Annotated in this window: 7 protein-coding genes; 5 read left to right on the top strand and 2 right to left on the bottom strand. The window is 46.9% G+C overall.

Going from position 1 to position 14,389, the window contains the following annotated elements; all coding sequences use genetic code 11:
* The first annotated feature begins 81 nt into the window (after positions 1-81).
* Positions 82-1,668 carry an L-aspartate oxidase gene (nadB, locus tag CLV98_RS05200; RefSeq protein WP_109673255.1) on the top strand — a complete coding sequence of 529 codons (1,587 nt, stop codon included), beginning with the start codon at positions 82-84 and terminating at the stop codon, positions 1,666-1,668.
* 123 nt (positions 1,669-1,791) lie between these two features.
* Here the strand turns inward: nadB and CLV98_RS05195 are convergent, their stop codons facing one another.
* The gene (locus CLV98_RS05195) at positions 1,792-3,123 is read right to left on the bottom strand and encodes a vanadium-dependent haloperoxidase (RefSeq protein ID WP_109673254.1); all 1,332 of its coding nucleotides are present in this window, start codon (positions 3,121-3,123) and stop codon (positions 1,792-1,794) included.
* A gap of 544 nt (positions 3,124-3,667) precedes the next feature.
* Between CLV98_RS05195 and CLV98_RS05190 the strand changes: the two genes are divergently transcribed.
* The 4 genes from CLV98_RS05190 to CLV98_RS05175 all read left to right on the top strand — a co-directional run bounded on the left by CLV98_RS05190 (position 3,668) and on the right by CLV98_RS05175 (position 13,622).
* Complete coding sequence (locus tag CLV98_RS05190; RefSeq protein WP_310588700.1) at positions 3,668-6,931, top strand: SusC/RagA family TonB-linked outer membrane protein; 3,264 nt, start codon at positions 3,668-3,670, stop codon at positions 6,929-6,931.
* Positions 6,932-6,942: 11 nt separating this feature from the next.
* Positions 6,943-8,841, top strand: coding sequence for a RagB/SusD family nutrient uptake outer membrane protein (locus CLV98_RS05185; protein ID WP_109673252.1), 1,899 nt, complete (start codon positions 6,943-6,945; stop codon positions 8,839-8,841).
* An 84-nt stretch (positions 8,842-8,925) separates the two neighbouring features.
* Positions 8,926-12,309 carry a VCBS repeat-containing protein gene (locus tag CLV98_RS05180; RefSeq protein WP_109673251.1) on the top strand — a complete coding sequence of 1,128 codons (3,384 nt, stop codon included), beginning with the start codon at positions 8,926-8,928 and terminating at the stop codon, positions 12,307-12,309.
* Positions 12,306-13,622: a vanadium-dependent haloperoxidase gene (locus CLV98_RS05175; protein WP_109673250.1), complete on the top strand. Its 1,317-nt coding sequence runs from the start codon at positions 12,306-12,308 to the stop codon at positions 13,620-13,622. The genes CLV98_RS05180 and CLV98_RS05175 overlap by 4 nt, the downstream gene beginning before the upstream one ends.
* On the opposite strand, the gene CLV98_RS05170 is transcribed toward CLV98_RS05175, so the two are convergent.
* Entirely contained in the window at positions 13,612-14,382 is a 771-nt protein-coding gene (locus tag CLV98_RS05170; protein ID WP_109673249.1) for a patatin-like phospholipase family protein, read from the bottom strand. The genes CLV98_RS05175 and CLV98_RS05170 overlap by 11 nt on opposite strands.
* Between the last annotated feature and the right edge of the window lie 7 nt (positions 14,383-14,389).

Raw genomic sequence — 14,389 nt, 5'->3', positions numbered from 1 at the left:
AGCATCTGGCTCATGGCCTCTCGCATAGGGAGGAAGGGGAGCCTTCCATACATTCAATTATAAGTAATTTTTATTTTTTACATGCCTCAATTCGATTTTCTTGTGATAGGCTCGGGCATTGCCGGACTTAGCTATGCTGCCAAAGTAGCCCGCTATTTTGAGCAAACCCAACAAGATGTTTCCATCGCCGTCATTACCAAGGTACAGGCCGATGAAACCAATACCAAATATGCTCAAGGGGGTATTGCCGTGGTATGGGCGGAGTCTGATAGCTTCGAAAAACATATCCACGACACGATGGATGCGGGGGATGGTATCAATAATAGAGAAATTGTTGAAATTGTGGTAAAGGAGGCTCCCGAAAGGATTATGGAGTTGATTGACTATGGCACCCGGTTCGATAAGGAGCATGGTGGGGCTTATGACCTGGCCAAAGAAGGGGGACATTCCGATCACCGTATTCTGCACTTTAAAGATATTACAGGAGCAGAGATCGAAAGAGCGCTGCTAGCAGAGGTGAGCCGCCATAAAAGCATTCAAATATTCACCCATTATTATGCTGTTGAGCTCATTACACAGCATCAATTAGGGGCGACAATCTATAGGTATCACGACGATATCAAGTGTTTTGGGGCCTACGTCTTGAACAGGAAAACGGGACAGGTAGAGAAATTTTTGGCCAAAACCACCCTGTTGGCTACGGGTGGAATCGGCAATATCTACCAGAGCACCACCAATCCCACCATCGCCACGGGCGACGGCATCGCCATGGCCTACCGGTCCAAGGGGATCTGCGATAATATGGAATTTATACAGTTCCACCCTACTAGCCTCTATCAACAAGGAAAAAAGCCTTCATTCCTTATCTCGGAAGCGGTAAGGGGGTTTGGTGGCATCCTGAAACATGAGGACGGGAGTACCTTTATGGAGCATTACGATGAGCGGCTTTCCCTGGCTCCCAGGGATATCGTGGCCAGAGCCATCGACTCTGAAATGAAGAAAAATGGGGTCGATCACGTCTATTTGGATGTTCGTCATTGCGATTATGACAAATTCTTAGAGCATTTCCCCAATATCACCCAGTACTGCCTGGATACTGGTATAGACATACGTAAAGACATGATCCCCGTCGTACCGGCCCAACATTATATGTGTGGGGGAATTCGGGTAGATGCCCATGGAAAGACGAATATTAATTTCTTATATGCAGTAGGCGAATGTGCCTGTACGGGCCTACATGGGGCGAATCGCCTGGCCTCCAACTCCCTGCTTGAAGCGGCGGTTTTTGGGCATAAGGCCTACGAAAGTGCCGTGGCGGGCTTCGCAGGAGCTGTCATTCCCGACGGGATCCCCGAATGGGATGATTCGGGGACCACTCACCCCGAAGAGCATGTATTAGTGACCGAAATGACCCGAGAGCTCAACAGTATCATGTCCAACTATGTCGGAATCGTCCGTACCAATCGTAGGATGAAAAGGGCTTACGACCGCCTCGAACTCCTTCATAAAGAACATGAAGAACTGTACAAGGAGTCCAAAGTTTCGGTGCCGATTTGTGAACTTAGGAATATGATCAACGTAGCCTATCTAGTGCTCAAAATGGCCATGGCCCGCCGTGAAAACATAGGCCTACATTTTAACAGCGATCATGTAGGGGATAGGAGTTAGGTTATTAGGTGTTATTTCCTGAAGATTTAGTGTTTTGTTAAAAGTCGAAGGCGGCCGCCGCGCGGTTAAAAGCGGCCGCCTTTAACCTTTAACTTTTAACCCCTAACCCCTAACCCCTAACCCCTATTCCCCCTTCCTAGTCCTAGCCGTTTTTAACACGTGATGGCCTATTTTTTCGCCTAGGTAAGTGCCTTCTTCCACGCCATCGCGGAAGTGGATGCCCCCGTAAACACGACTGATAGAGGCGTCCCAGTAGGCGTCTTTAAAGGATTTAAAGGACTTTACACCATGCCCATATTGCCTTTCTGTGGTGTCGGTAAAGGCGATATTATCGCCTAGAAGCTCCGTAAGTACCACACCGCAGGCCGCTGAAATGGCACTATGGCCACTCACATACTCCGGGAAAGCCGGCGTCTCTAGGTAAGGGCGCCATGCGGGGTCCCAGCCATTATTGATGACCGTCTCTGGACGGATGCGAACGGAACGGTATTTTTCATCCCAACAGGAGATAAAGCCATCGTATAAGGCCAAAGAAGCCAAGGTGTAAGTCTCGGTGGCGTGCATAAGATCAAGCTGTTTGTCGGTAGCTACCGTGCGCGCTATGGCGAGCCAATGGCCCGGAGGGGTCATTTTTTTGTTGGCAAACATGGCGTGGCCAACTACATTGGTCACGAAGGCGTTGTCGTCCCAAAAGTAAGCGGTGGCACGTTGCTCCTCCGTTAATTCCTTGCTGATATCATATACCTCCATGCATAGCTTCATAAAGGCACTGTTTTTATTTAAGTCGTAAGGTATGGGGGGAGGGCACCGGTACAAGGAAGCCGAGTCGAGTGTAAAGGTCCTTACCGTATTCCATTTGGGCTCGCAGGCATCGGCATATGAAGGGGGAGTAGGGACCCAGGTTCCTGGCTCGTTAGTAACCGTATAACGATAACCGCGTATCTCCTTATAATTATCTTTATTGGCATAGGCAAGCACATGCGCGGCCACGGAATCACCATAAGCAACCGAACGCTTATAAACAGCCGAAGGTATCCCCATACTTTTGTACTTATCTAACAGGTCTCTTTGATAATCTACCCACATATCTTCGGAAAATGTAAGGGCTTTTCCTACTACCATCAACGCCTGGATGCTGGCAAGGGGGTAGCAGTATTCTTCTTGAGCTTGTGGAGGAGCCGGTTTTTGATAACCGATTAGTTTCCCTCCTAAGGATTGAAAGTCGTCACTTCCAGGTTCTAAGGCTTCGTAGGCCGCAAGGCTGGCATAGGCATAAATGCGGCTGGCTACAGGCGGTTTAAATATATCGTGTATAATGACGTCCGTTAAATGCGTAACGGTTTCGTGTAAATACTGTGGGTTGCTGGCTTTCGCATTATACTCCTCGGGGGAGGAGCCCTGATCACAGCCCCACAATAGCAGGCTTAACAGGAAAGGTATGTACTTATTTTTCATCCGGGTTATCACATGTGATTAGGATGTGAAGATAAGCGATTATTATGATATTATTTTGGCAATTTTGATATATAAATTTAAGGGTATTTACTTGCTATTAGATATGGTACCTCCCTGTTTGGAGTTTGAAAAATACAATTTTATTTTTCTGTAAAATACAGTGGATAAATGTTTTATAGAAGTCGTATGTATTAGAAAAACATCAGTTGAGTTACAAAGTAATTTTAATTCCTTTTTAATAATTTTTGGCGGTTATTTAATATTAATTAAAAATAAAGGAATAGATTCTTCTCTATAATATTACATTCTTTATAACTTTGTGGAGTCAATTAATAGTTTGTGTTAAAATTACACTTGAAATTCTAATTCGAATTATTAATTTGTATGCGCATAATTAACCTATCATAAAGTACTTCTAAAGGGGTTGATGGGTACCTTTTCTAAGCATCAAGATCGTTTGAAGGGCCTGCCTATGGAGGTTACCGATGGTGAGTTGATTTTGCCAAAATTTTACCATTTCTAATCATATTTTAACCAACAATCTATGAGAATTACTACTCGATGGGCGAGCCGGGATCATTCCCGATTCGTATTTTCACTGTTACTCGCCTTCATGACGGCGTTTGGCGCTATGGCCCAAAAAACCGTCGAAGGGGTAGTGCAGGATAACAAAGGACAGGCACTCCCTGGAGTGAGTGTGGTAGTCAAAGGAACAACGGCGGGTACTGTTTCCGATATTGATGGGAAGTATTCCGTATCGCTTCCCGATGGGAGTAACACCTTAATCTATTCTTTTATTGGCTATCTTTCACAAGAAGTTCAAGTAGGAAGCAGATCCAAGATCGATGTAGTCCTGATGGACGACACCAAGGCCTTGGAAGAAGTAGTGGTGGTGGGGTATGGTACCGCTAAAAAGGCCACTTTAACCGGTTCGGTAACGGCCGTTAAAGGAGCAGATTTGGCCAAAGCACCAGCCACCAACCTTTCCAACTCCCTAGGAGGACGCCTTCCTGGCGTATCGGCCGTGCAGGCCAGTGGAGAGCCTGGGCAGGATGGCTCGGCCATCCGTATCCGGGGTACCAACTCCCTAGGAAACAGCGATGCCCTTATCGTGGTCGATGGAGTTCCTAACCGTTCTGGAGGTTTGGACCGCATCAACCCAGCGGATATCGAAAGTGTATCCGTCCTTAAAGATGCTGCTGCGGCCATTTATGGTTCGCGTGCGGGTAATGGAGTTATCCTGATCACCACCAAAAGAGGGAAGACAGGAAAACCACAGATCTCCTATGATATGAACTTTGGGCTATCCCAGCCTACTAGGACGCCTACTATGGCCAATGCTTATGAATACTCTACCATCAGAAACGAACTGCAAATTTATGATAACCTTCCGGTCGATCAGTGGCAGGGCGCTTATGATGCTTTTCAGACGACTGGGGTGTACCAGCGTACCGACAAGGATGCCGAATTGGTAGCGAACTATAAGCAGGATGACTTGCAGAAATACCAGGATGGCAGTAGCCCACTCACTCATCCTAATACCGACTGGTACGATACGGTATTGCGCAAATGGGCTCCCCAACAGCGTCATAATGTGCAAGTGACCGGTGGTAGCGAAAATACCCAATTTTTAGCTTCCTTGGGGTATCTCAAACAGGACGGTATCTATAAGAACAGTGCTACTGGCTACAATCAGTACGATATGCGTTTGAACTTGGATACCAAAATCAATAAGTATGTAAAAGCTAATCTTGGTCTGGTATTAAGGGAGGAGAACCGGTATTTCCCTAGTGGTGGAAACACCTCAGGGAGTATCTTCAGGATGCTGATGCGTGGTAAACCCAACGAAATTGCCCAATGGCCCGACGGACGTCCTGGACCCGATATCGAGAATGGACAAAATCCGGTACTAACAACGACCAATTCGACTGGTTTTAATGATGATAAGAGAGACTATATTCAAACCAACGGTGGATTAGAGATCCTGATCCCTGGCGTTCCTGGTTTGAAAGTAAATGCCATGGCGGCAATTGACAAACAGTTGCGGAAGCAAAAAAACTGGGAAACACCTTGGACGCTCTACTACTGGGATAAGAAAAGCTACGAAGCCGATGGGATTTCTCCATTACTTACAGGGTCGGTTCGTTCTACTTTTAGCGATCCACGCCTTACCGAAACTTTTTCCCAAGAACTGTCTATTCAGCTAACGGGACAGGTATCTTATGAAAAATCAGTTGGAGCTCATAACTTCAATGTGATGGCGGGTATTCAACGTGAAAAAGTGGATGCCGACGGATTCTTCGCTTATAGAAGGTACTTTATCTCGCCGGTGGTCGATCAACTGTTTGCCGGTGGTAATGCCGAGCAAAATCTTGGAAATACCAATGGAACAACTAACCTACTTTATAACCGGGCTCGTTTGAGCTACTTCGGACGGGCTGGCTATAACTTTAAGGAAAAATATCTGGCAGAATTCTTGTGGAGGGTCGATGGATCCTATGTATTCCCTAAAGAAGGACGTTTCGGATTCTTCCCTGGGGTGTCGGCCGGATGGCGCATATCGGAAGAGGATTTCTGGAAAAACAATATCGATGTTGTTAAGAATGTCAAGTTAAGAGGATCGTGGGGCCAAATGGGTGCGGAGCCCTATTTCCTGGGTACCGAAACTTTGGCTGAATACCAATACCTGTCTACAATGGGCTTTGGGTCTTACGTAATCAACGATCAGGTGGCTAAGACGTTATTGGAATCTCGTGTGGCCAATAACAGCTTCACTTGGGAGGTCGCCAATAATGTTAACTTTGGTATTGAAGGTACATTGTTGAAAGAAAAATTGGCTTTTGAGTTCGATTATTTCATCAATAACCGTTCCAAAATCCTTATTCCTAAAGTGGGTTCTACTCCCTCTACAGCGGGTATCGATGGGAAATTACCCCCTCAAAACTTGGGTAAATTGCAGAATAAAGGTTGGGAATTTAAGTTGAGTTATGACTCTAATTTCGACGATTTTACCTATTCTATTGGGGTAAATGGAGGCTATGCCAAAAACCAGATCAAATTCTGGGATGAAACACCTGGTGCACCATCTTACCAAAGAACCACCGGTATGCCGTACCAATCTTACCTGGTTTACCAATACGACGGGGTGTTTAAAGATCAAGCAGAGATCGACGCCAATACTTTAGATTACAGTGGCATCACGAAAACTTTGCGTCCTGGCGATATGAAATTCAAGGATGTAGGTGGCCCTAAGGATGCTAATGGAAATAATAGTCCTGACGGTAAAATCACTGCCGACGACCGGATTCGTACCGATAAGGTACAGCGCCCATGGTTTACCTACGGGATCAACGCTTATATGTCTTACAAAAACTTCGATCTATCGATGTTGTTCCAAGGAGCTGCGGGTGGCTTGCAAATTATCGGTTTGACGGAATCGGGCGACATTGGTAACTATTTGAAATATGCCTACGATAACCGTTGGACCATCGATAACCCAAGCAGTGTAGATCCACGCCTTACCAACCGTAGCAACGCCTACTATACCAACACCGGTCAAGCGGGTATTAACAGCTATTGGCTGAAGAGCAACAACTATCTTCGTTTGAAAAATATTGAACTGGGATACAACCTGCCTTCAGACATTGGAAGCAAAATTGGGATGAGCAATTTTAGAATATATGTCAACGGGTTGAATCTGTTAACCTTCGATAAAATCAAGGTTTGGGATCCAGAATCCACCACCAATAATGGGGTGTTCTATCCTCAGTCGAGGGTGATCAATGCGGGTGTACGTATAGCATTTTAACGAATTAGCATATGAAATTGAACTATAAAAATATAAGTAAATTGCTGGCTGCAGCGGTGGTGGCCAGTGTGGGTATTACAGCCTGTAATACCGACTTTTTGGAAGTGACTCCGCCCACCGAGATTCCAAGTTCTGCCGTATGGGGTGACGGGGCATTGTCCGAAGGTTTCGTGACGGGTATCTATGCCGGTCTCCAACAGGGCGGTTTTAGTGAGCAGATGCTCGCGTCCCTGTCCGACGAAGCCGTATTTACCCATACAGGGCGTAATATCAACACGGTGAATGAAGGAAGCTTGAGCCCCTCAAACCTAGGATGGGTAGATGCCACCTATGGATGGAGCCAAATGTATCAGTACATTCGTGCGGCAAATATTGCCATTACCAACTTAGCTACGGCGACCTTTGAGGATCAGACCCTTAAAGATCGTTTAATGGGAGAGGCCTTGTTTCTTCGGGCCTATTACTATCAGCAACTGGTACGCTATTACGGTGGTGTTCCGCTGATCTCGAAGGTATATGAACTCAATGAAGACTATTCGGTAACCCGCGATAGCTATGAGGATTGTATTAATTTTATCGTAAAGGACTTAGATGAGGCCGCAACGCTTTTAGACGGTAAAACTTCTGTAAAAGGACGTACGAGCAAAGTGGCCGCTTTGGCGTTGAAATCTCGGGTGTTATTATATGCCGCTAGTGACCTTCATGATATCCCTACTGCAAAGTCAAAAGTGCCATTGTTTGCCGATTTTGGGAACCCCGAATACCTTGGGTATCTTTCTGGAGATCGTACTGCCCGTTGGCAAGCGGCTTTAGATGCCTCCAAAGCGGCATTGTCAGCCGGTAATGGAGGATACAAATTGAATTTGACGGCTCCGGTCTCTGCGGAGGAAGGTAAGCAAAACTATATTGCCATCTCTATGGGAGGGGGTAGTGCCGACAAGTCGGTAGATGCTTCTGCAGCGAGTGAAATTATCTTCGGTAAATTCTTCTCGCCCAACCTCACCAGTGACAACGGTCGTCGCCAGGGTTTGGACAACGGGCCCAATGGATACCATAACTGGGCTGGAAATACGCCTCTTGGCTTGTTGGTCGACGATTATGAAATGATGGATGGTACCCCATTCAACTGGGCTAACCCGGTGCATGCCGCTTCGCCTTATGTAAATCGTGATCCTCGCTTCTACGCCTCCATTTTGTTCGACGCAGCCGACTGGAAACCCAGAGATAAAATATCTGGAAATGTCGATCCTGCCGACCAAATTCAAACTGGAGCCTATGACCTCCTGGATGGAGACGGTAAGCTAATCAACCGCAAAGGGTTGGATACTCGTCAGAGCTCAATCGAGGACTGGAACGGAAGCCGGACTGGCTACTACCAACGTAAGTTTATCGATCCAAATCCAGATATTGTTGAAAATAAGGATCGTCAAAATATTCCTTGGCCATTTATTCGCTATACCGAAGTCGTATTTAACGCCATAGAGGCCTATATCGAACTAGGACAAGAAGCTGAGGCTCTTGAGTGGCTTAACAAGATACGTTTCAGAGCGGGTATGCCTGCCCTGAATGTAGCAGGAGAGGAGCTTAAGGAGGCTTATCGTCACGAAAAACGTATCGAAATGGCTTATGAAGAGCAGCGCTACCATGATGCACGTCGGTGGCTGATTGCCCCTACTACCTTGGGCCGAAGCCTGACTTATATTTCGGTAACTGGTAAATTTAAGGCTGGAATGTCCATGAAAGAGCCTTATCATTACGATACCACTGTGTACGATTATACTTATGTACCAGTAACGGATAATGCCCATGAAAACCGCACCTGGGTCAATAAAATGTATTACCGTCCCTTTAGCCGGGATGAAATTAACAGGAATGCTAGTTTGATACAAAACCCAGGCTACGATCAATAAATCTTAATGGCATATTGATTAAGTTTGTAGGAACTATGCTTTCGCTAGGAAGCATAGTTCCTTTTTCTTTTTTATGGATTCGATATGAAAACACAATACCTACGTTTTTTCCTCCTCCTTTGCATTCCTTGGTTTTATAGTTGTCAGAAAGAGTCGTCGGATGAGGCTACCTCTGGCCCAGGTGGCCCCCCGGTATTTCACCTTCTGAGCCCCGAAGAAACCAATATAACCTTTGAAAATACCCTTACCGAAGGCATTAACACCAATGTGCTCATGTATGAGTATTTTTATAACGGAGGAGGGGTAGCCATTGGGGATCTGAATGGCGACGGGCTCGACGATATATATTTTACGGCCAATATGGTCGCCAACAAATTGTACTTGAATAAGGGCGACTTAAAGTTTGAGGATATCACCCAAGCATCGGGGGCAGAGGGGAGGCCTCGGCCCTGGAAAACGGGGGTGTCTATGGCCGACGTCAATGGCGATGGAAAACTCGATATTTTCGTGTGTTATTCTGGTACTGTGGCACCCGAAAGTCTAAAAAATCAGCTCTTTATTAACCAGGGGAATTCTCCTGAAGGGGTTCCCACTTTCGTAGATATGGCGGCCGACTATGGCCTCGATAGCCCGTCTACGACCACCCAAGCCGCTTTCTTCGATTACGATCGGGATGGGGATTTGGACCTTCTGTTACTAAATCATAACCGTAAGTCTTTGCCTATATTGGATGAGGCCAGTACCGCCGACTTCCTTAAGAACCAAGACCCTACGGCGGGCATTCGCCTCCTGCGTCAAGAAGTTGTAAATGGTAGTCCTAAGTTTGTAGACGTTACTCAACAAGCGGGTATTAGCAGCTCTTCGCTTACTTATGGCTTGGGGATCGGTATTGCCGATATCAATCAAGACGGGTGGCAGGATATGTACATTTCCAACGACTATGCCGTTCCCGACTTTTTATATATCAACAACAAAAACGGAACCTTTACCGACGTTACCGATGCGGCCATGGGACATACTTCCCATTCCTCTATGGGCAACGAGGTAGCCGATATTAATAACGACGGTTTATTAGATATTTTTACCCTAGACATGTTGCCAGAGGATAATAAAAGGCAAAAATTACTTTCGGGACTCGATAACTATGAGCTCTTCGATTTTAATGTAAAAATTGGCTTCCGACATCAGTATATGCGGAACATGCTTCAGCTCAACGACGGATTGCTACCTGAGGGAAATAACAAAATGAAAACGCCTATATTCTCCGAAATAGGCCAGCTTTCAGGGATTTCTAATACCGATTGGTCCTGGGCTCCACTATTTGCCGATTATGATAACGATGGGCAGAAAGACCTGTTTGTTACTAACGGGTATCTGCGTGACTATACCAATATGGATTTTCTGAAATTTATGGGGGATAATCTTCAGAGAAAGGAAGGGAATGTAAAAAGAGAGGATGTGCTCCAATTGGTGTATCAGATGCCCTCGTCGAATATTGCGAATTATCTGTATAAGAATACGGGGAATCTTACCTTTGAAAATGAAGCCCAGCATTGGGGGATGGGGCAGGTTTCTAACAGTGGTGGTGCTGCCTATGCCGATTTGGACAACGATGGAGACCTGGACCTAGTGGTCAATAACATTAACCTTCCTGCATTCGTCTATCGAAACGAGTCGAATCTGGAGAAGGATCGTCATTTCTTAAGTGTAAAACTCGAAGGGGAGGGTGGTAATACTGCAGGACTCGGGGCCCAGCTCACCCTCTATCATTGCGGAAAAGTTCAGTTTTTGGAGCAAATGCCCACCCGTGGCTATCAGTCCAGCGTTTCTCCCGTGCTTCATTTTGGGCTAGCGGAACAGGCGGCAATCGACTCCCTAAGTGTAAGATGGCTTAGTGGAAAGCAACAAACATTGACAGCAGTGAAGGCCAACCAAAGGCTTACCCTTCAGGAAAAAATGGCTAAACGCCCCCTGAGGACCTCCGATAAAAATGCCGCTATTTATAGGGAAGTGAGTAGTCCATTGACATTTACCGATCCTACTGCCAAGATCAACGATTTTAAACGCCAACCTTTAATGGTGAACCCTATTTCGTTTGCCGGTCCTTGTATGGTAAAAGGCGATTTGAATCGGGATGGAATCGACGATATATACGTTGGCGGGGCCGCTGGGACTTCTGGCCAAGTTTATTTGGGCACTCAAAAGGGTTTTACGCCTAAAATGATGCCGGCTCTGGAGGCCGATAAAATGAGTGAGGATACCGATGCCTTGTTTTTCGATGCCAACGACGACGGCCATGTCGATCTGTTTGTGAGCAGTGGAGGTTACGGGAATTTCCTTCCCCACGACCCATTATTACAAAGCCGCCTCTACCTCAACGACGGTAAAGGGAATCTAGTTAAAAGTCTGGATGCTCTACCTAAAATGTTGACCAGCACCAGTTGTGTACGTCAATTGGACGTGAATCGCGATGGGAAACCCGATTTGTTTATCGGTGGGCGGGTCATTCCGGGCAGGTACCCTGAGACGCCGAGGAGCTATTTGTTAGTCAATAAGGGCAATGGTCAATTTGCCGATCAGACGAAATCCCTGGCTCCACAGCTAGAATTCCTTGGAATGGTGACCGATGCCGCCATGACCGACCTGAATGGGGATAAGGTGGAAGAACTCGTGGTAGTAGGTGAATGGATGCCTATCAAGGTCTTTTCAATAAAGGCTGGAAAGATACAGGATAGCACTTTGGACTATTTTGATAAACCCTATTCCGGATGGTGGAACACCCTGTTGGCCGACGACCTCAATGGCGATGGGGTCATAGATCTTGTGGCTGGGAATCTGGGGCTTAATGCACAGTGTAAGGCCAGCGACGACGAGCCTTGCTCGTTGATCTATAAGGACTTTGACGATAATGGATCCGTAGATCCTATCATGAGCTTTTATATACAAGGGAAAACCTATCCTTATGTTACTCGCGATGAGCTTTTGGACCAATTGAGTATCATGCGCAACCGCTTCCAGGACTACAAAGGCTATGCCGAGGCGGGAATTACCGATATTTTCACCAAAGAAGAGCTCTCTGGAGCCAAAACGCTGGAGGCCAATCGACTTGCCACTACGCTCTTTATGGGTACTCCAAAGGGTAAGTTTGTAGAAAAAGAACTGCCTGTAGCCGTACAGATGTCGCCTGTTTATACCATTACGGCTGTGGATTTCAATCAGGATGGCCACAAAGACCTATTGTTTTGTGGAAATACGCAAAAGGCCCGCCTTCGCTTTGGGAAGTACGATGCTAATTACGGCGTCCTGCTACAGGGCGACGGGCAGGCCAGCTATACCTATGTGCCCCAATGGAAATCGGGCTTTGGCCTTAGGGGCGATGTACGGAGCGTCGTTTCTATCCATGACGATGTATTGTTATTTGGCATCAACCAAAAAGCGGTGAGAGCCTTTAAACTAAATAAAAAATGAAAATTCGCTATTTATTATTCCTGGTATTATCGGGCTTATTATTTGCCTGTGATCCATCGGAAGCCCCTACCGACGAACTGCCCGCCTCCGAAATTGGCCGAGTAACGTCGCGAATGACTGACCTGATGGTACAGGACGTTACCAATCCGCCTTTGGCGGGTCGTTTCTTTGCCTACGCCACTTTGGCAGGATATGAAGTGGTGGCTTTGAACGATACGGCCTACAAGAGTATGGCAGGTGTTTTGAATGACTTTCCCGAAATTGAGAGGCCTGCAGATATTCAGGATTATTCTCCTTCCTTCAGTGCCTTGCTGGCGATGCTGCAAACCGCTCAGAAAATGCAACCATCGGGTGCTGAATTGGGAGCATATACGACTGCCTTACTCGATTCCTGCAAAAATTTAGGTTTCGGTGAGGCCACCTTGGATGGGTCGGTTCGCTACGCTGAGGCGATAAGCAAACAGATCCTGGCTTATGCCAAGGCGGACCGATACAACCAAATCAGTAATTACCCTCGTTATGAGCCTAGTGGCGAAAAGGGAAGCTGGTATCCCACTCCTCCGGGTTATTTTGCTCCCGTAGAGCCTTACTTCAATACCATCAGAACCTTTGCCCTCGATTCGGCGGCTCAGTTTAAGCCGATTCCTCCCGTCGCATTTTCGGAGGATAAGAACTCCGATTTTTTTAAAATGATGCTGGTAAATTATAAGGAGGAGCTAACCGAAGAGGAAAAAGTGATAGCCGCTTTTTGGGATTGTAACCCATTTGCCTTGGCCAATAACGGTCATTTGAATGTAGGGATGAAGAAGATTTCGCCGGGCGCACACTGGATAGGGATCACCGACATCGCCTGTCAGAAGGCCCAGGTCGATTTCTCTAAAGCGATGCTGATTACCATGGCCGCCTCTGTGGGGATGATGGATGCCTTTGTGGCCTGTTGGGACGAAAAATACCGCAGCGACAGAATACGCCCCGAAACGGCCATCCGTCAGTACATCGACCCTAAATGGACCCCCTTTCTACAAACCCCTCCTTTTCCAGAATATCTTAGCGGACATTCGGTAGTTTCGGCGGCGGAGGCCGTTATATTGACCCATTTCTTGGGCGAGGACTTTGCCTATTCCGACACCGTCGAGGAGCGCTTTGGCTTACAGGCCCGAGATTTCAAGTCTTTTAAGCAAGCCTCTCAAGAAGCCGCTATTTCGCGGTTCTACGGGGGGATTCACTATATGGATGCCATAGAAGTGGGTGTGGATCAAGGAACCAAAGTTGGCAATTGGGTGGTGAAGCGCCTCGAAGGAGCTACCCCCTAATATGATGAAGCATATCCTGGTTTTGTTTTAAATACTGCTGAGTAAAACGATACCCTATTTCGAAATTTTTGCGTGGCTGGCGAAAGTCGAAAGGGGCTGTTTTACTCAGGCCTTCGGGTTCGATAAGCATATGGCAGCTGTTCATACTCGGCTGATTCTTGCCTCGCATGGCCAGCCGAAAGCTTCGGTAAATGATCTGTGGCAGGTATCGAGGAGGCGCATCGGTAGGTACTGGGTTGCTGTTGATGCCAATCAAAAAGTCGACACTCTGGGCGATGGGCCTTACGGGAAGATTATCGAAGATAGCTCCGTCCAGAAGGCGGTATGCTCCGAAATGGTAAGGCGTAAATAATCCCGGCAGGCAGCAAGAGCCTAAAATCGGGGGAATCAAAGGGCCTTCAGAAAAGCAACATTCCGCCGAGGTGGTAAGATCTGCCGCAGTTACCTGAAGAGGGATCGCTAGACTTTCAAACCGATTGGCGGGTAGGTACTGGATCATAAGGGACTCCACCCGGTCTATTTTGATAAGACCCTTCAGGTCCCATGCAGGCCGGATATAATGGAGCAATCGGGTTTTTTCTAATATCGACAAGAGGTCATCAGGACTATAGCCCGCGGCTATAAATGCCCCGACGAATGCGCCAGCACTGGTCCCGCTGATGAGTGCCGGTCGAACGCCCACTTCCATCAACGCTTTAATGGCCCCAATATGCGCGATGCCCCTGGCACCGCCTCCCGATAATACCAACCCTATTTTCATTTTTGAT

It is taken from the genome of Dyadobacter jejuensis (genome assembly GCF_003149085.1).
GTDB classification, from domain to species: Bacteria; Bacteroidota; Bacteroidia; order Cytophagales; family Spirosomataceae; genus Dyadobacter; species Dyadobacter jejuensis.
This window is presented reverse-complemented; position numbering and strand designations above follow the sequence as displayed.